The sequence below is a fragment of the Streptomyces hazeniae genome, assembly GCF_031845485.1.
Classification (GTDB): domain Bacteria; phylum Actinomycetota; class Actinomycetes; order Streptomycetales; family Streptomycetaceae; genus Streptomyces; species Streptomyces hazeniae.
Genome location: NZ_JAVREQ010000001.1, coordinates 283,462 through 300,253, shown reverse-complemented (window position 1 = coordinate 300,253; position 16,792 = coordinate 283,462). Strand labels below are relative to the sequence as shown.

Below are 16,792 nucleotides of genomic sequence, written 5' to 3'. Positions count from 1 at the left end.
GGCGTGCGCGTTTTGCGTCCCGCCCGCCGGGCCCACCGGCGGGCGCGACGCACGCGCCCCGGTCATGCGGCGCCGGAGAGGCCCTCGCGCTGGAGGATGCCCCGCGCCTCCTCCACCCGTCCGCCGCGGGCGATCACGTCGTAGCGGGACGCGGCCAGGGAGCGCGTCGAGGAGAAGTCCCGGCGGCCCCCGGTCGCGGCGTGCCCGACGAAGCCGAAGACCGCGCCCCACAGGGCGCCGATCAGCAGGCCGCCGATGATCAGCCCGAGCCACGTCGGGCCGGGCGTGAACAGGCCCACCAGCAGGCCGATGAACAGGCCGAACCAGGCACCGGTCGCCGCGCCGGCCCCGGCCGCGCGCCCCTTGGTGAGCCGGCCGGTCACGTGCTCGACCAGCCGGAGGTCCGACCCCACGATGTCGATGTGCTCGACCGGGAAGTGCGCGTCCGACAGCGTGTCGACGGCGGTCTGCGCCTTCTCGTACGAGTCGTAGCTCGCCACCGTGTTCCAGGCGTCGCTGACCGGGTTTCTGGGTTGAGGATCGATGGTGGACATGCCGGGGACCTCCCTCGGGGACGTCTGCGGGCCCACGGGTAACCCGGTCCCGCCGCTCCATGCCGGGAGGTTCCCCGGACCCGGACGCCGCCCGTCACCCCCGGCCCGGTCCATGTCAGCCCCGGTCACGCGGCGGGTGGAGCGCGCCCACCTCCCGCACCGTCCGCGCCGAGCGGCGCGCCTCCCGGATGTCCGCCAGCCCCTTGCTCTCCGGCCGGAAGCCGTGCCCCAGCCTGATGCGCCGCCGCTCCCGGCGCACGATGCGCCACAGCAGCCAGCCGAGGAGCACCGCCGTCCCGCCCACCGCCACGATGAGAGTCGTCATGTCAGAAGCCCCCTCCGTCTCGCCAGAAATGTCATGGTCACAGCATTCCCGCCCGGGCGTGGCGCCAAAAGGCCCGGTTGCCTCGGTGTGCGGGGAGGCCCCGGTGCCCGCGCCGCCGCTCCGCCGTCCACCCGTGTCACCGGACGGCCGCCGAGAGCTGCATTCCGCTTCGCGCAAGGAATGCAGTTCCACGGCCGGTTTCCGCCCGGCAAGCGCATTCCGCTCTGCGAAGGGGCTGACGGGGGTTCGGGACTGTGGTTAACATCACTCGACCCGGCAGCGCTGCCGAAGTGTGATGGAGGTGCGTGGTGCGTTCCCGAGACCCGAGAGACCGTCCGGTGGCCGGCCCGCGCCTCGCGGGCCTCGCAGGCGTCCGCACCAGCTGGCGCACCCTCGACGACGGCGAGTTCTTCTGCACCGGCTGCGGCGGCGACCGCAGTTACCGGCTGCGCGCCGGACGCCGCCGCTTCGCCGTGCTCGGCATCCCGCTCGTACCGCGCGGCGACGTGCCGCCGGTCGTCGAGTGCGCCGCCTGCCGCCGCCACGACGACACCGGGGCGCTGGACCACCCCACCACCAACCGGCTGGCCACCATGCTGCGGGAGGCCGTGCACTCCGTCGCGTTGTCCGTCCTGGCGGCCTCCGGCGCCGACTCGCGGGCCACCCTGGAGGCGGCCGTGGAGGCCGTACGTGCCGCCGGCTACCCCGAGTGCGACGAGGACTCCCTGCTGGAGAGGCTGGCCGCGCTCTGCGCGGACCCGCTGTACGACCCGGCTGCCCATGAACCCGGCGGGCCGGAGTTCCCCGACGCCCTCGCCGCCGCCGACCACCACATGGCCGTGCACATCGAACTGTGCGAGGCGCTGGAACCCCTCGCGCCGCACCTCGCCGCCGCCGGCCGCGAGGCGCTGCTGCTCCAGGGCGCCGCCATCGCCCTCGCCGACGGCCCGTACGAACCCGCCGAACGCGACATGCTGGAATCCGTCGGCTGCGCCCTCGCGCTGCGCCCCGCGGACACCGAACGCCTGCTGGCCGCCGCCCGCACCCCCTCCTGACGGCCCTGCCTCCCCGAGAACGCGCAGGCTCGCGGTGCGGGACCGGGCGCAGCTGGTGATCGCGGCGTACGCGTCCGTGCTGATCGCCCCCGGCGACGCCGGCGGGGCGGGCCGTACGGGAGAATGACCCCATGAGCCTGTTCCGCGACGACGGCATCGTGCTGCGCACCCAGAAACTGGGCGAGGCGGACCGGATCATCACGCTGCTCACGCGCGGCCACGGCCGGGTGCGGGCGGTGGCCCGCGGCGTACGCCGCACCAAGTCCAAGTTCGGCGCCCGGCTGGAGCCCTTCAGTCACGTCGACGTGCAGTTCTTCGCCCGCGGCAGCGACCTGGTCGGCCGCGGGCTGCCGCTGTGCACGCAGACCGAGACCATCGCGCCGTACGGCAGCGGCATCGTCGGCGACTACGACCGCTACACCGCCGGCACCGCGATGCTGGAGACCGCGGAACGCTTCACCGACCACGAGGGCGAACCGGCCGTGCAGCAGTACCTGTTGCTCGTCGGCGGCCTGCGCACGCTGGCCGGCGGCGAGCACGCGCCGGGCCTGGTGCTGGACGCCTTCCTGCTCCGCTCCCTCGCCGTGAACGGCTACGCGCCCAGCTTCGACGACTGCGCCAAGTGCGGCATCCACGGGCCCAACCGGTTCTTCTCCGTCGCGGCGGGCGGCACGGTGTGCGGCGACTGCCGGGTGCCCGGGAGCGTGGTGCCGTCCCCGGAAGCCGTACGGCTGCTGGGGGCACTGCTGACCGGCGACTGGCCGGCCGCGGACGCCGCCGAGCCCCGGCACGTCCGCGAGGGCAACGGGCTGGTCTCCGCCTACCTGCACTGGCACCTGGAGCGCGGCCTGCGCTCCCTGCGCTACGTGCGGAACGGCGGCCCGGCGTAGGGGTCTCCCGGGGTGGACTAGGCTCCCGGGGAGAAGTCCTCGCACGATCCGATGGAGCTGAGACCCATGGCCCGTCGCGGAATGCTGTCCCGGCAGCGTCGCGGATCAGCCGCCTACGCCCTCCCCGAGCCGCACCCGTCCGGAGCCCGTCCCCCGCAGATCCCGGCCGAGCTGGTCCCGAACCACGTCGCGGTCGTGATGGACGGCAACGGCCGGTGGGCGAAGGAGCGCGGCCTGCCGCGCACCGAGGGCCACAAGGTCGGCGAGGGCGTCGTGCTGGACGTGCTCAAGGGCTGCCTGGAGATGGGCGTCAAGAACCTGTCGCTGTACGCCTTCTCCACCGAGAACTGGAAGCGCTCGCCCGAAGAGGTCCGCTTCCTGATGAACTTCAACCGGGACGTCATCCGCCGTCGCCGCGACGAGATGGACGCCCTCGGCATCCGCATCCGCTGGGTGGGCCGGATGCCGAAGCTGTGGAAGTCCGTCGTCCAGGAGCTCCAGGTCGCGCAGGAGCAGACGAAGCACAACGACGCGATGACGCTGTACTTCTGCGTCAACTACGGCGGCCGTGCGGAGATCGCCGACGCCGCGAAGGCGATCGCGGCGGACGTGGCCGCGGGACGCCTGGACCCGGACAAGGTCGGCGAGAAGACGTTCGCGAAGTACCTCTACTACCGGGACATGCCCGACGTCGACCTCTTCCTGCGCCCCTCCGGGGAACAGCGGACCTCCAACTACCTGATATGGCAGAGCGCGTACGCCGAGATGGTCTTCCAGGACGTCCTCTGGCCGGACTTCGACCGCCGCAATCTGTGGGACGCCTGCCTGGAGTACGCCCGCCGCGACCGCCGTTTCGGCGGTGCCCGGCCCAACGAGGTGTCCACCACCCCGCAGCAGGGCTGAACCCGCCGCCCCGGCGGGGTCCCGCAGCGGATCAGGGGCGCCCGCCGGGCGGCGGGACGGGTGCCGCCAGCGCGTCCACCTCGGCCTCGGACAGCCGCAGCCGGAGAGCCGCCAGGTCCTCCTCCCACCCCTGCGGGTCCGTGGTTCCGGGCAGCGGCAGGGTCACGGGTGACCGCCGCAGCAGCCAGGCCAGCGCGACCTGGGCGGGGGACGCCTCGTGGGACCGGGCGACCCGGGCGAGCGCGGAGCCCGGTGCGGCGCGCAGCGCGTTCGCCGGCGGGAACCAGGGGAGAAAGGCGAGGCCCCGCGCCGCGCACGCGTCGAGCACGTCCTCGTGGTCCCGGGTCGTCAGGTCGTACCGCTCCTGCACCGACGCGACCGCGGTGACGGCGAGCGCCGCCTCCAGCTGTGCGACCGTGACGTTGCAGACGCCGATGTGCCGGATCTTCCCCGCGTCGCGCAGTTCCACCAGGGCTCCCAGTGACTCTTCCACGGGAACCGCCGGGTCGACGGCGTTGAGCTGGTAGAGGTCGATCGTGTCCCGCCGCAGCCGCCGCAGGCTGCCCTCGCACGCGCGCCGCAGGTGTTCCGGGCGGCCGTCGGCCTGCCAGGAGCCGCCTCCGAGCGCCCGTCGTCCGCCCTTGGTGGAGACCGCCACCTGGTCCCGGTACGGGGTGAGCGCCTCGGAGATCAGCGTCTCGCTGATCTCCGGCCCGTAGCAGTCGGCGGTGTCGACCAGCTGGACACCGGCCTCGACGGCGCGGCGCACCACCGCGCGCGCCGCGTCCGGATCGGCGGGCGGGCCGTAGGTGCCGGGGCCGGTCAGCCACGCTCCGCCGAAACCCAGTCGCCGCACCTCAAGGTCCGGGCCGATGCGGACGGTGCCGACCGCGGACCAGTCCGTCGTCATCGTTCCGCTCCTCACGATCCGCGCCGCCGGGCCGGAGCGGCACGATCCGCCCCGCCGGGCCGGAGCGGCACGTTCCGCCCGGCACGACCAGGGTGGTCGCGCGGCGGAGCGGGGACGGGCCCGGCACGCCGGGTGGGGGCCGGTGTCACTCCTTCACCCGGCCGGGCGGGGAGCCGGAGCCCCGGGAGCCGCGCGGGCGGGGAGCCGCGGGGCGGGCGGGTGTCAGTCCTTCGCGCAGTCGCCGCAGGTGCCGAAGATCTCGACGGTGTGGCCGACGTCCACGAAGCCGTGTTCGGCGGCGACGGATTCGGCCCACCGCTCGACGGCAGGGCCCTCGACCTCGACGGCCTTGCCGCAGTGCCGGCACACCAGGTGATGGTGGTGGTCGTCGCTGTGGCAGCGGCGGTAGACGGCTTCGCCCTCGGCCGTGCGCAGCACGTCGACCTCGCCGGCGTCGGCGAGGGACTGGAGCGTCCGGTAGACGGTGGTCAGCCCCACGGAGTCGCCGCGGTGCTTGAGCATGTCGTGCAGCTCCTGTGCGCTGCGGAACTCCTCGACCTCCGCCAGCGCGGCCGCCACGGCTGCGCGCTGCCGGGTCGACCGTCCGCGGACGGGGGGACCTGCGGTCGCCACCGTTGCCTCCTCCACTCGTCGAGCTGCCGTGCGGGTCGGCTCGCCATTGTGCCAGGTGGCTCCGACCGGCCCGCGCAGCGAGCTAGCGGACGCCTGCCGTGGCGTGCTCTCCCTCCAGGGTGCCCGACGGATCCCCCTCGGTGGCCCGCGCCCCCCGCCGGCGGGCCAGCGGCACCGCGGCCACCGAGGTCAGGCCGAACAGCGCGATGGCCAGCAGCACGGTGCCGGCCCCCGCCGGCACGGCCGCGTAGTAGGAGGTCACCGTGCCGGACAAGGTGACCAGCACTCCGAAGCCGACGGCCAGCGCCAGCGTCACCGCGAAGCCGCGGGTGAGCTGCTGCGCGGCCACGACGGGCACCACCATCAGCGCGCTGACCAGGAGCAGCCCGACCACCTGCATGGCCACGGTGACGGTCACCGCGGCGGTGACCGCGAGCAGCAGGTTCAGCCACCGCACGGGCAGCCCGGTCACCTTGGCGAACTCCTCGTCCTGGCACACGGCGAACAGCTGCCGCCGCAGGCCGAACGCGACGAGGACGACCAGCACGGCCAGCACCGTGATGGTGACCAGATCGGATTCCGAGACCGTGGTGATGGAGCCGAAGAGGTAGGTGTTCAGGCTGGCGTTGGACTCGCCCGGCGTCAGGTTGATCAGCATGATGCCGCCGGAGATGCCGCCGTAGAACAGCAGGGCGAGCGCCACGTCGCCACGCGTCCGGCCGTAGGAGCGGATGAGTTCCATGCCGACCGAGCCCAGCGCGGCGACCAGCACGGCCGTCCACACCGGGCTGGTGGAGAGCAGGAAGCCCAGCGCGACGCCGGTGAGGGCGACGTGGCCGATGCCGTCGCCCATGATCGCCTGGCGGCGCTGCACCAGGTAGATGCCGACGGCCGGGGCGGTGACGCCGACGAGCAGGGCGGCGAGCAGCGCCCGCTGCATGAAGTCGTAGGAGAGCATCTCGGTCATGACAGCAGTCCGGTCCTGATCGCCGGGGCCGGCTCGGCCGCCGGGGTGTCGTGCGGGTGGCAGGCCAGGTCGTGCAGCCGGTCCGGGTCGTCGACGCGCTGGACGCAGCCGTCCTCCAGCACCACCGCGCGGTCGATGAGCGGCGCGAGCGGGCCCAGCTCGTGCAGCACCAGCAAGGCCGAGGTACCGCGGCCGACCTGTTCGCGCAGCGCCTCGGCCAGCACGCGCTGGCTGACCAGGTCCACGCCGGCCAACGGCTCGTCCATGATCAGCAGATCCGGTTCGCCCGCGAGGGCGCGGGCTATGAGCACCCGTTGGTGCTGGCCGCCGGACAGGGCGCCCACGGCGTCCCCGGCCCGTCCGGCCATGCCCACGACGTGCAGCGCGCGGTCGACCGCGTCCCGGTCGCCGCCGCCGAGCGGGAGGAAGCGGCGGCGACCGAGACGGCCGGAGGACACGACTTCGCGGACCGTGGCCGGCACCCCTGCGGTGGCGGTGGAACGCTGCGGGACGTAGCCGACGCGGCGCCAGTCGCGGAAGCGGCGCAGCGGGATGCCGAACAGGTCCAGCGAGCCCGAGGCGAGGGGGGTACGCCCGAGGACGGCGCGCACGGTGGTGGACTTGCCCGAGCCGTTCGCGCCGAGCAGCGCGACGACCTCGCCGCGTCCGACGGTCAGGTCGACGCCGCGCAGCACCTGGCGGCCGCCGAGCACGGCGGTGGCTTCGCGGAGGGAGATGGCGGCTTCCGGCTGCTGCGTCACGGCGGCTCCTTCGGTGGTGTGCTGCGTCTGCGGGAGCGGTGGGCTCACTGCGTGTCGAGCGCGGTGCGCAGGGCCTGGAGGTTCTGGCGCATGACGGAGAGGTAGTCCTGGGTGCCGGTGTCCTCGACGGACTCCAGCGAGGAGAGGACGCCCGTCCGCAGGTTCAGGTCCTGCGCGAGGGTGTCCGCGGCGTCGTCGCTGGCGCGGCTCGCGAAGAAGACGGTGCTCACGTCGTCCTCCTTCACGATCTCGTGCAGTTCCTTGATGTGGGCGGCGCTGATGGAGCCGGAGGCCGGGTCGACGCCGGAGAGCGACTCCTCGTGCAGCCCGTACCGGTCGGCGAGGTAGCCGAACGCGGCGTGGGTGGTGACGAAGGTGTCGGTCTTCCGGCCCTCGAGGCCGGTGCGGAAGTCGTCGTCGAGCGTCTTCAGGCGGCCGACCAGGTCCTCGGTGTTCTCCCGGTACGCCTTCTCGTGCTCGGGGTCGGCCTGCGCGAGCTGCTTCCCGACGCCCTCGGCGATCTCGGCGTAGCGCACCGGGTCGAGCCAGACGTGCGGGTCGCCGCCGCCCTCGGTGGCGTGGTCGTGGCCCGCGTGGCCCCCGCCTTCCTCGTGGGCGTGACCGTCCTCGTGCCCGTGCGCCTCTTCGCCGCCGTGGTCGTGGCCCGCGTGGCCTCCGTGCTTCTCCAGCGAGGTGTACGCCGTGGCCTCGGCGACGTGCTCGGCCTCGGCCTGCTCGACGGCCTCGTCCACGGCCGGCTGGAGGCCCTTCAGGTAGACGACCAGGTCGGCGTCGCTGAGCATGCCGACCTGCTTCGGGGCGAGTTCCAGGTCGTGCGGCTCGACGCCGGGCGAGGTGAGGCCGGTGACGTCCACGTGCTCGCCGCCGATCTCCTCGGCCAGGAACTCCATCGGGTAGAAGGACGCGACCACGTCGACCCGGCCGTCGTCGGCGCCCGCGTCGCCGCCGCAGGCGGTCAGCGGCAGCAGGCCCAGCACGGCCGCCACCGCCGGGGCGGCCGTGCGTATGAGGGGGCGGCGGGAGGACGTGGAGCGAGCGTTCATGACAGTCATTTTCACGCCACGTGGAAATGATTGTCAAATGCCCCGAATGGGTGATCTCGCTCACTCGGGAGGCCCCGCCCGCCCGACCGCCGGAGGCGGTCGCCGATTTGATCCGGGACCCTGTCCCGCCGGTAATCTGAGGTATTCCGTCGTCGTTGATGAAGAGAGCACCGTGGCCGCCGACAAGATCGACACCATCGTCAGCCTGAGCAAGCGCCGTGGCTTCGTATACCCCTGCAGCGAGATCTACGGTGGTCAGCGTGCCGCCTGGGACTACGGCCCGCTCGGCGTGGAGCTGAAGGAGAACATCAAGCGCCAGTGGTGGCGCTCCATGGTCACCTCGCGCGAGGACGTCGTCGGCATCGACTCGTCGGTCATCCTTGCCTCCGAGGTCTGGGAGGCGTCCGGGCACGTCGCCACGTTCTCCGACCCGCTCACCGAGTGCACCTCCTGCCACAAGCGCTTCCGTGCCGACCACCTGGAGGAGGCGTACGAGGCGAAGCACGGCCGGATGCCGGAGAAGGGCCTCGCCGACGTCAACTGCCCGCACTGCGGCAACAAGGGCGCCTTCACCGAGCCCAAGCAGTTCTCCGGCCTGCTCGCCACCCACCTCGGCCCGACCCAGGACTCCGGCTCCGTCGCCTACCTGCGCCCCGAGACCGCCCAGGGCATCTTCACGAACTTCGCGCAGGTCCAGCAGACCTCGCGGAAGAAGCCCCCGTTCGGCATCGCGCAGATGGGCAAGTCGTTCCGCAACGAGATCACGCCGGGCAACTTCATCTTCCGCACCCGCGAGTTCGAGCAGATGGAGATGGAGTTCTTCGTCAAGCCGGGCGAGGACGAGAAGTGGCACGAGTACTGGATGGAGCAGCGCTGGAACTGGTACCGCGACCTCGGCATCCGCGAGGAGAACATCCGCTGGTACGAGCACCCGGCCGAGAAGCTCTCCCACTACTCCAAGCGCACCGCCGACATCGAGTACCGCTTCCACTTCGGCGGCAGTGAGTTCTCCGAGCTGGAGGGCGTCGCCAACCGCACCGACTACGACCTCGGCGCGCACTCCAAGGCCTCCGGCCAGGACCTGTCGTACTTCGACCAGGAGGCCGGCGAGCGCTGGACGCCGTACGTCATCGAGCCCGCGGCCGGCGTCAACCGCGCCATGCTCGCGTTCATGCTCGACGCCTACGTCGAGGACGAGGCGCCGAATGCCAAGGGCAAGATGGAGAAGCGCACCGTGATGCGCCTCGACCCGCGCCTGTCACCGGTCAAGGTCGCCGTGCTGCCGCTGTCCCGCAACGAGAAGCTGTCGCCCAAGGCACGCGGCCTCGCCGAGACCCTGCGCAAGCACTGGAACATCGAGTTCGACGACGCCGGCGCCATCGGCCGCCGGTACCGCCGCCAGGACGAGATCGGCACCCCGTTCTGCGTCACCGTCGACTTCGACACCCTGGACGACAACGCCGTGACCGTGCGCGAGCGCGACACCATGAAGCAGGACCGGGTCTCCCTCGACCAGATCGAGAGCTACCTGGCCGGCCGCCTCCTGGGCTGCTGAACGGTCCGACCGGCAACCTCGTACGGCCCTGGGGAGCCTTCCTCAGGGCCGTACGCGTGCACCCCGCGTGCGAACGGCGTCCTGCGGGGAGGAACATCCACACGCACCGGAGCGTTTCTCCTCACATCTGCTGACGGGAGGTTCCATGTCCCTACCACGGCTCGCGTCGTTCGGCGCCGAACCGGCAGGTGAGCGCCTTCGCCGCATCGAACGCTCACCGCACTACGACGCCGCCACCGGCACCTTCCGCAACCCCGTCCACGCCGCCACGGCCCCCCGCGCGGAAGGTTCGCGGCTGGAGATGGCCCGGGTGATGCTCAACCGCAAGGAGCGCCGCCCCGCCGCCCCCGTCCGCGTCCGCCGCCCCGACCTGGCCGAGCCGCCCGCGTCGGGACTGCGGCTGACCTGGCTGGGCCACTCCACCGTGCTCGCCGAGATCGACGGCCGGCGGGTGCTCTTCGACCCCGTCTGGGGCGAGCGCTGCTCGCCCTTCACCTTCGTCGGCCCCCGCCGCTACCACCCGCCGCCGCTGCCCCTGGCGGCCCTCGGCGGCGTCGACGTCGTGGTGGTCTCGCACGACCACTACGACCACCTGGACATGCCGACCATCCGCGCCCTCGCCCGGTCCGACGTGCACTTCGTCGTCCCGCTCGGCGTCGGTGCGCACCTGGAACGCTGGAAGCTGCGCCCGGACCGCTTCACCGAACTGGACTGGCACGAGTCCACCCGGGTCGCCGGGCTCACCCTCACCGCCACCCCGGCGCGCCACTTCTGCGGCCGGGGCCTCCGCAACAGGCAGCGCACCCTCTGGGCGTCGTGGGTCGTCACCGGCCCCGACCACCGCGTCTTCCACAGCGGCGACACCGGTTACTTCGCCGGGTTCGCCGACACCGGCTCCGCGCACGGCCCGTTCGACGCCACGATGATCCAGGTCGGCGCCTACAGCGACTACTGGCCGGACATCCACATGACGCCCGAGGAAGGCGTACGCACCCACCTGGACCTGTGCGGCACCGCCGCTGACAGCGTGCTGCTCCCCATCCACTGGGGCACCTTCAACCTCGCCCCGCACCCCTGGTACGAGCCCGGCGAGCGGATGCTGTCCGCCACCTCCGAAGCCGGCGTCCGGCTGGCCGTGCCGCCGCCCGGCGGCTCCTTCGAGCCGTCCTCACGCGACCTGCCGGACACCCCCTGGTGGCGCGCCTCCGGAGGTGCCGGCGGCCGTACGTCGCCCGCCGCGGCCGTGGGCGAGCGCGCGGGCGAGGGGGCCGTACGGCGCTCGGCCCCCGACGGCGGAGGGGGGAAGGGGACGCCCGGTCGCGGCGGCACCTCGGAGACCTCGGCGGCCCAGAGCGGCTGAGGGCCCCGAGGGCGTAGGCGGACTCGGACGGGGGACTCAGGTCTGGGGTGCCGCAGTGCGGGCGGGCGCCGTCGGCCGCACCGCCCGACAATGTCCGAGAGGGCAGCAACGGCGAGCGAGGTGCGCAGACGCATGGCCCGCAACGACGAGGACCCGTTCCACCCCGCGAACGTGGCCGCGCTGATCGTGGACGGCGAGGCCACCGTGCTCGGCTGCACCCCCGGAGCCGAAGACCTGCTCCGCCGCCCCGCCCGCGAGCTGCGCGGACGGCCACTGCCCTCCCTGCTGACCGAGCCCGACGACTGGCCCGCCGCGCCGGTCCGGGACGACGGCACGTTCCGGGAGGGTACGGCCACCCTGCGCATCGGCGACGCCCGCCATGTCGAGGTCTCCTTCTCGGTGCTCACCCTCACCGAAAGCGCCGGCCCCGACTCCCGGTGCCTCGTTCTCGCCGTGCCACAGCCGCTGATGACCCGCTGGCGGCAGAACCACGCCTTCATCGAGGAACTCTTCCTCCAGCGACGTGTCGGGCTCGCCGTTTTCGACCCCGGCCTGCGGATCGTCCGCACCAACACCCCGCTCCTCGACTACCCGGGGGTGCCCGACGACCTGACCGGCATGCGGCTCGCGGACTTCCTGCGGCAGGAGGACGCCGAACGGGTGGACGACCTTCTGCGCGGGGTGGTGCGCACCGGCGAACCCCTGATCGGCGAGGAGGTCTCCGCCCGCACCCGCACCGACCCGCGCGCGGCGCGCACCTTCACCGTCGCCGCCTTCCGGCTCCAGCTGTCCGACGGGCAGATCGCCGGCGTCACCACGCTGTTCAACGACACCACCGAGGAGCAGCGCGCCCGGGCCCGGCTCGACCTGCTGCACCGGGCCACAGCCCTCGTCGGGTCCTCCCTCTCCGTCACCGGCACGGCCCGCGACCTCGCCGACGTGCTGACGCCCGGCCTCGCCGACGTGGCCGCCGTGGACATCGCCGAGGCCGTCTTCGGCCACCGCAGCCCCGCCCCGGACGACCAGGGCACCCATCTGCTGCGCCGCGCCGCCACCACCGGCGACCTGCCGGTACGCCCGCGCTCCGGCGGGCTGGTGGAGATCGACGTCGACGGCCCGCACACCCACGGCCTGTGGCAGCGCGACCCCGCCGCGCGGCCCCGCTTCGACGACGAGGCCGCCGTCGAGGGCGCCCGCAGCGGCATGTCGGCCCTTCTGTGCGCCCGCGGCCTGCTGCTGGGGCGCGTCACCGTGTGGCGCACCGGCGACGTCCCGTTCGACGAGAAGGACGTCGAGATGCTCGACGAGATCGCCTCACGCGTCGGGCTGGTGCTGGACAACGCCCGCCGCTTCGGCCTGGAACGCCGGGCCGCGGTGAGCCTGCAGAGCAGTCTGCTGCCGCCGGCCGAGAGCGAGACGGTCGGCGTGCGCAGCGCCAGCGTCTACCTGCCCACCGAGGTGTCCACCGGAGTCAGCGGCGACTGGTTCGACGTGATCCCGCTGTCCTCCGCCCGGGTCGCCCTGGTGGTCGGCGACGTCGTCGGCCACGGCCTGCACGCCATCGCGACCATGGGCAGGCTGCGTACCGCCGTCCGCACCCTGGCCGACCTCGACCTGGAGCCCGACGAACTGCTCACCCACCTCGACGACCTGGTCTCCCAGCTCACCGTCGAGTCCGGCGAGTCCCCGAGCAGCATCGGCACCGGGGCCGGCCACCACCGGACCGGCACGGAGGCGCCGGTGCCGCCGGTGCCGTACGACTCCTTCGGTGCCACCTGCCTGTACGTCACCTACGACCCGGTGTCCCGCCTGGTCACCGCCGCCAGCGCCGGGCACCCGCCGCTCGCGGTGCTCTCCCCGGACGGCCGCGCCGCATACCTGGAGGTCAGCCCGGGTCCGCCGCTGGGCGTCGGAGGCCTGCCGTTCGAGCCGGTGGAGACCACCGTGGACGAGGGCAGCGTGCTCGCCCTCTTCACCGACGGGCTGGTGGAGCGGGGCGACGGCGACGTGGACACCGGCATGGCCGCCCTGCTGCACGGTCTGCGCACGGCCGATCCGTTCCTGCGTCCGCTCCCCGAGGTGGGGCGGGACGTCGTCGCCGGGCTGGCCCCCACGCAGGTCCCGGACGACATCACCCTTCTGCTCGCCCGCACCCGGGCCGTGCCGCCCGCCGACACCGCCGCCTGGACGCTGGAGGCCGACCCGGAGGTGGTTGCCGACGCGCGCAGGATGGTCGCGCGGCGGCTCGTGGACTGGGACCTGGATGACCTGGTGTTCACCACCGAACTGGTCACCAGCGAACTGGTCACCAACGCGGTCCGGCACGCGGGAGGTCCCATCGAGCTGCGCCTCATCCGCGCAGGCACCCTGATCTGCGAGGTCTCCGACCCCAGCAACACCCAGCCGCGGATGCGACGGGCGGGCAGCACCGAGGAGGGCGGCCGCGGGCTCTACCTGGTCGCGCAGCTCGCCGGCCGCTGGGGCAGCCGCTACGCCCGACAGGGCAAGACCATCTGGGCCGAACAGCCCCTGCCGCCCGCTGCCCGCTGACGCCGTCCACCGCCGCATCCGGCACGGCGGGCGACGGGGGCTGTCCGCGCGGTCCCGCCCGGCCGGGCGTGGTCCCGGCCGTTCACTCGGTCAGGTCGGCCGCCCACGGCGGGTCCGCACCCCGCACCGCGCACACCGCCGCGGCCACCCGTGCGCCGAACGCCAGCGCCGCCTCCACCCCGGCCGCCGTCAGCCCGTCCAGTCGCCCGCCGAGCGCCCCCGCCGCGTGCAGCGCGTGCAGGAACCCGGCCATGAACGAGTCGCCCGCGCCGACCGTGTCCACCACCTCGACCCGCGGCGTCGCCGCGTGCAGCGTCTTCCCGTCCAGCGACGCGAAGACGCCCTGCGCGCCCAGCGTCACGACCACCAGCGGCACCCCGTGCTCGTGGAACCACCCGGCCGCCCGCTCCGGGCTCTCACCCGGCCGCAGGTGCGCCAGGTCCTCGTCCGACAGCCGCAGCACGTCCGCCGCCGCGCACCACTGCGGCAGCCGCTCCCGGTAGTCGGCCGGGTCGACCAGCAGCGGCCGCACGTTCGGGTCCACCGACACCGTCGCCCGCTCCCGCACGTCCGCCAGCTGCGCCTCCACCGCCTGCCCGCCGGGCGGCCGCACCAGCGCGAGCGAACCGGTGTGCAGGCAGGACAGCAGCCCGTCCGTGGCCGCGCTCAGCTCGGCCGCCGTCCACTGCCAGTCGGCGGTCCCGCGGGCGTGGAAGGAGTACGCGGCGCTGCCGTCGTCGGCCAGGTCCGCCACCGCCAGCGTGCTCGGCTCCGCCGCCCGCACGGTCGCCCGCACGTCCACCCCGGAGCGTTCCAGGTGTGTGCGGAAGAGGCGGCCGAAGACGTCGTCGGAGAGCCGGCCCAGGAAGCGGGTCGGCGTGCCCAGCCGGGCCAGGGCCACTGCGGTGTTCGCCGGGCCGCCGCCCGCCCGCACCTCCATCCGGAGGGCGCCCGGCGGGGCCGTACCCGGTTCGACGAAGGCGTCCGCGACGCACTCGCCCAGCACGGCGACGGGACCTGCGACGGGCGCGGTGGCGGGTCGGGAGTTCACGGTGAGCGGCTGCCTCTCGGCTCGACGGCGTGCGGATCACCGTCACCGTAGCCGCGCGAACGAGGGCGGGGGAGGGCCCGGCCGTCCGGCCGGTGAGACGGGTGCGGAACGGGCACGAGCGGCGTCCCCGCGGGCCCGGGACGCCCCCGCGCTTGCGTCAGGAAGGGGCACGGCGCGGCAGACGGTGCAGGACGACCCCGGACAGCCGCCCGTCCGCAGCCTCGGCGGTCATGTACGTGCAGTACGGCTCGCGTCGTCGGTCCGTCGGCGACCCCGGGTTCAGCAGCCGCGGGCCACCCTCCGCCCGCGTGTCCCACGGGATGTGGCTGTGCCCGAAGACCAGCACGTCCACGTCCGGGAAGCGCTGGGCGCAGCGCCGCTCCCGCCCCTGCCGGCCGCCCGTCTCGTGCACCACCGCGAAGCGCAGCCCGCCCAGCTCCGCGTACGCCGTCGCGGGCAGGCGCGCCCGCAGCTCGGGCCCGTCGTTGTTGCCGTACACCCCGATCAGGCGCCGCGACCGGGCTTCCAGCAGGTCCAGCGTCGCCGTGTCCACCCAGTCGCCCGCGTGCACGACGACGTCGGCTTCCGCCACCCGCTCCAGCAGCTCGCCGGGGAGTTCCCGGGCCCGCTTCGGGAGGTGGGTGTCGGAGGTGAGCAGCAGTCGCATCCCCTCACCGTACGGCCGGCCCACCCGCCCGGTCCGGCACCGGGCACGGGTGCGCGACAATGGGGGACCGGCCCCCGACTCCCCGACGAAAGGCCCGTCCCCGGCCATGACGACACAGCCGCTGCAGATCGGCCCCCACACCGTCTCGCCCCCGGTGGTCCTCGCCCCGATGGCAGGGATCACCAATGCCCCCTTCCGCACCCTGTGCCGGGAGTTCTCGGGCGGCCGCGGCCTGTTCGTCAGCGAGATGATCACCACGCGGGCGCTGGTGGAACGCAACGAGAAGACGATGCGGCTGGTGCACTTCGACGCCGGCGAGCGTCCGCGCTCGATCCAGCTGTACGGCGTCGACCCGGTGACCGTCGGCAAGGCAGTCCGGATGATCGTCGAAGAGGACCTGGCCGATCACATCGACCTCAACTTCGGCTGCCCGGTCCCCAAGGTCACCCGCAAGGGCGGCGGCTCCGCCCTGCCGTACAAGCGGAACCTGCTGCGCGCCATCCTGCGCGAGGCCGTGACGGGCGCGGGACATCTGCCGGTGACGATGAAGATGCGCAAGGGCATCGACGACGACCACCTCACCTACCTGGACGCCGGGCGCATCGCCGTCGAGGAGGGCGTCACCGCCGTCGCCCTGCACGGCCGCACCGCCGCCCAGCACTACGGCGGCACCGCCGACTGGGACGCCATCTCCCGCCTCAAGGACACCGTCGGTGCGCTCTCCGACATCCCCGTGCTCGGGAACGGCGACATCTGGTCGGCGGACGACGCGCTGCGGATGGTGCGCGAGACCGGGTGCGACGGCGTCGTCGTCGGCCGCGGCTGCCTGGGCCGCCCCTGGCTCTTCGGCGATCTGGTCGCCGCGTTCGACGGCCGGGGCGCGGAGGACTACGCCCGACCCACGCTGCGCGAGGTCGCGGACACGATGCTGCGGCACGCGCGGCTGCTGGGCGCATGGCTGGAGGACGAGTCGCGCGGAGTGATCGACTTCCGCAAGCACGTGGCCTGGTACACCAAGGGCTTCTCCGTCGGCTCCGACATGCGGCGCAGCCTGGCCGTCGCCTCCTCGCTGAGCGAGATGGGCGACCTGCTCGGCGAGCTGGACCTCGACCAGCCCTGGCCCGCCGCCGGCGCGGACGGCCCGCGCGGCCGGACCGCCGGCCGCAACCGGGTCGTCCTCCCCGACGGCTGGCTCGACGACCCCTACGACGCCGCCTGCGTCACCCCCGACGCCGAACTCGACACCTCCGGCGGCTGACTCCGGAGGCGAGGCCCGCCTACGCTCCCGCCGACTGGCCGTCCTCCAGGCGGAAACCGACCTTCAGACCCACCTGGTAGTGCTTGACCTGGCCGTTCTCGATGTGTCCGCGTACCTCCGCCACCTCGAACCAGTCCAGGTGCCGCAGCGTCTCCGAGGCCCGGCTGATCGCGTTCTTGATCGCGGCGTCCACGCCCTCGTGCGACGTGCCGACGATCTCGGTCACCCGGTAGGTGTGCTCGCTCATGGCGCCTCCAACTCGTACGCGGACGGTCCGGCCTCACGGGGT

At 73.6% G+C, this 16,792-nt stretch carries 17 protein-coding genes; 7 read left to right on the top strand and 10 right to left on the bottom strand.

Annotation, left to right across the window (positions count from 1 at the left end; all coding sequences use genetic code 11):
* Positions 1-62 precede the first annotated feature (62 nt).
* Together RM572_RS01605 and RM572_RS01600 are read right to left on the bottom strand one after the other, a co-directional pair.
* Positions 63-554, bottom strand: a complete 492-nt coding sequence (locus RM572_RS01605; RefSeq protein ID WP_136184235.1) for a general stress protein — start codon at positions 552-554, stop codon at positions 63-65.
* Between the two features lie 115 nt (positions 555-669).
* Positions 670-879, bottom strand: coding sequence for a hypothetical protein (locus RM572_RS01600; protein ID WP_311671449.1), 210 nt, complete (start codon positions 877-879; stop codon positions 670-672).
* 338 nt (positions 880-1,217) lie between these two features.
* On the opposite strand from RM572_RS01600, the gene RM572_RS01595 reads away from it, so the two are divergent.
* The 3 genes from RM572_RS01595 to RM572_RS01585 all read left to right on the top strand — a co-directional run bounded on the left by RM572_RS01595 (position 1,218) and on the right by RM572_RS01585 (position 3,727).
* Positions 1,218-1,934: a TerB family tellurite resistance protein gene (locus RM572_RS01595; protein WP_311671448.1), complete on the top strand. Its 717-nt coding sequence runs from the start codon at positions 1,218-1,220 to the stop codon at positions 1,932-1,934.
* A gap of 131 nt (positions 1,935-2,065) precedes the next feature.
* Positions 2,066-2,824, top strand: a complete 759-nt coding sequence (gene recO, locus RM572_RS01590; protein WP_136184237.1) for a DNA repair protein RecO — start codon at positions 2,066-2,068, stop codon at positions 2,822-2,824.
* 66 nt (positions 2,825-2,890) lie between these two features.
* Complete coding sequence (locus RM572_RS01585; RefSeq protein ID WP_311671447.1) at positions 2,891-3,727, top strand: isoprenyl transferase; 837 nt, start codon at positions 2,891-2,893, stop codon at positions 3,725-3,727.
* Between the two features lie 31 nt (positions 3,728-3,758).
* Here RM572_RS01585 and RM572_RS01580 read toward each other — a convergent pair whose 3' ends face one another.
* From RM572_RS01580 to RM572_RS01560, 5 genes are all read right to left on the bottom strand, one after another.
* Positions 3,759-4,637, bottom strand: a complete 879-nt coding sequence (locus tag RM572_RS01580) for an aldo/keto reductase (protein ID WP_311671446.1) — start codon at positions 4,635-4,637, stop codon at positions 3,759-3,761.
* Between the two features lie 222 nt (positions 4,638-4,859).
* Positions 4,860-5,270 carry a Fur family transcriptional regulator gene (locus RM572_RS01575; protein ID WP_027763758.1) on the bottom strand — a complete coding sequence of 137 codons (411 nt, stop codon included), beginning with the start codon at positions 5,268-5,270 and terminating at the stop codon, positions 4,860-4,862.
* An 82-nt stretch (positions 5,271-5,352) separates the two neighbouring features.
* Entirely contained in the window at positions 5,353-6,237 is an 885-nt protein-coding gene (locus RM572_RS01570) for a metal ABC transporter permease (protein WP_311671445.1), read from the bottom strand.
* Positions 6,234-6,998 (bottom strand): metal ABC transporter ATP-binding protein, encoded by a 765-nt coding sequence (locus RM572_RS01565; protein ID WP_311671444.1) that lies wholly within the window; start codon positions 6,996-6,998, stop codon positions 6,234-6,236. The genes RM572_RS01570 and RM572_RS01565 overlap by 4 nt, the downstream gene beginning before the upstream one ends.
* Before the next feature lie 44 nt (positions 6,999-7,042).
* The gene (locus RM572_RS01560; protein ID WP_311671443.1) at positions 7,043-8,062 is read right to left on the bottom strand and encodes a metal ABC transporter substrate-binding protein; all 1,020 of its coding nucleotides are present in this window, start codon (positions 8,060-8,062) and stop codon (positions 7,043-7,045) included.
* 172 nt (positions 8,063-8,234) lie between these two features.
* On the opposite strand from RM572_RS01560, the gene RM572_RS01555 reads away from it, so the two are divergent.
* From RM572_RS01555 to RM572_RS01545, 3 genes are all read left to right on the top strand, one after another.
* Entirely contained in the window at positions 8,235-9,617 is a 1,383-nt protein-coding gene (locus tag RM572_RS01555; protein WP_311671442.1) for a glycine--tRNA ligase, read from the top strand.
* Positions 9,618-9,762: 145 nt separating this feature from the next.
* Positions 9,763-10,977, top strand: coding sequence for an MBL fold metallo-hydrolase (locus tag RM572_RS01550; protein ID WP_311671441.1), 1,215 nt, complete (start codon positions 9,763-9,765; stop codon positions 10,975-10,977).
* Positions 10,978-11,109: 132 nt separating this feature from the next.
* Positions 11,110-13,527, top strand: coding sequence for a SpoIIE family protein phosphatase (locus tag RM572_RS01545; RefSeq protein WP_311671440.1), 2,418 nt, complete (start codon positions 11,110-11,112; stop codon positions 13,525-13,527).
* A gap of 82 nt (positions 13,528-13,609) precedes the next feature.
* Here RM572_RS01545 and RM572_RS01540 read toward each other — a convergent pair whose 3' ends face one another.
* Both RM572_RS01540 and RM572_RS01535 read right to left on the bottom strand, forming a co-directional pair.
* Positions 13,610-14,578 carry a carbohydrate kinase family protein gene (locus RM572_RS01540; RefSeq protein WP_311671439.1) on the bottom strand — a complete coding sequence of 323 codons (969 nt, stop codon included), beginning with the start codon at positions 14,576-14,578 and terminating at the stop codon, positions 13,610-13,612.
* Between the two features lie 157 nt (positions 14,579-14,735).
* Entirely contained in the window at positions 14,736-15,245 is a 510-nt protein-coding gene (locus RM572_RS01535) for a metallophosphoesterase family protein (RefSeq protein ID WP_311671438.1), read from the bottom strand.
* Between the two features lie 106 nt (positions 15,246-15,351).
* On the opposite strand from RM572_RS01535, the gene dusB reads away from it, so the two are divergent.
* A complete protein-coding gene (gene dusB, locus RM572_RS01530) occupies positions 15,352-16,503 on the top strand; it encodes a tRNA dihydrouridine synthase DusB (protein ID WP_311671437.1) in 1,152 nt (383 codons plus the stop codon).
* A 19-nt stretch (positions 16,504-16,522) separates the two neighbouring features.
* On the opposite strand, the gene RM572_RS01525 is transcribed toward dusB, so the two are convergent.
* Positions 16,523-16,750 (bottom strand): dodecin, encoded by a 228-nt coding sequence (locus RM572_RS01525; protein WP_027763767.1) that lies wholly within the window; start codon positions 16,748-16,750, stop codon positions 16,523-16,525.
* Positions 16,751-16,792 lie beyond the last annotated feature (42 nt).

What these genes read in the sequence shown, in the direction of transcription:
- RM572_RS01535 (WP_311671438.1), bottom strand. Translation starts at nt 15,245, where the DNA reads ATGCGACTGCTGCTCACCTCCGACACCCACCTCCCGAAGCGGGCCCGG.
- RM572_RS01560 (WP_311671443.1), bottom strand. Translation starts at nt 8,062, where the DNA reads ATGAACGCTCGCTCCACGTCCTCCCGCCGCCCCCTCATACGCACGGCC.
- recO (WP_136184237.1), top strand. Translation starts at nt 2,066, where the DNA reads ATGAGCCTGTTCCGCGACGACGGCATCGTGCTGCGCACCCAGAAACTG.
- RM572_RS01585 (WP_311671447.1), top strand. Translation starts at nt 2,891, where the DNA reads ATGGCCCGTCGCGGAATGCTGTCCCGGCAGCGTCGCGGATCAGCCGCC.
- RM572_RS01525 (WP_027763767.1), bottom strand. Translation starts at nt 16,750, where the DNA reads ATGAGCGAGCACACCTACCGGGTGACCGAGATCGTCGGCACGTCGCAC.
- RM572_RS01550 (WP_311671441.1), top strand. Translation starts at nt 9,763, where the DNA reads ATGTCCCTACCACGGCTCGCGTCGTTCGGCGCCGAACCGGCAGGTGAG.
- RM572_RS01545 (WP_311671440.1), top strand. Translation starts at nt 11,110, where the DNA reads ATGGCCCGCAACGACGAGGACCCGTTCCACCCCGCGAACGTGGCCGCG.
- RM572_RS01605 (WP_136184235.1), bottom strand. Translation starts at nt 554, where the DNA reads ATGTCCACCATCGATCCTCAACCCAGAAACCCGGTCAGCGACGCCTGG.
- RM572_RS01580 (WP_311671446.1), bottom strand. Translation starts at nt 4,637, where the DNA reads ATGACGACGGACTGGTCCGCGGTCGGCACCGTCCGCATCGGCCCGGAC.
- RM572_RS01600 (WP_311671449.1), bottom strand. Translation starts at nt 879, where the DNA reads ATGACGACTCTCATCGTGGCGGTGGGCGGGACGGCGGTGCTCCTCGGC.
- dusB (WP_311671437.1), top strand. Translation starts at nt 15,352, where the DNA reads ATGACGACACAGCCGCTGCAGATCGGCCCCCACACCGTCTCGCCCCCG.
- RM572_RS01570 (WP_311671445.1), bottom strand. Translation starts at nt 6,237, where the DNA reads ATGACCGAGATGCTCTCCTACGACTTCATGCAGCGGGCGCTGCTCGCC.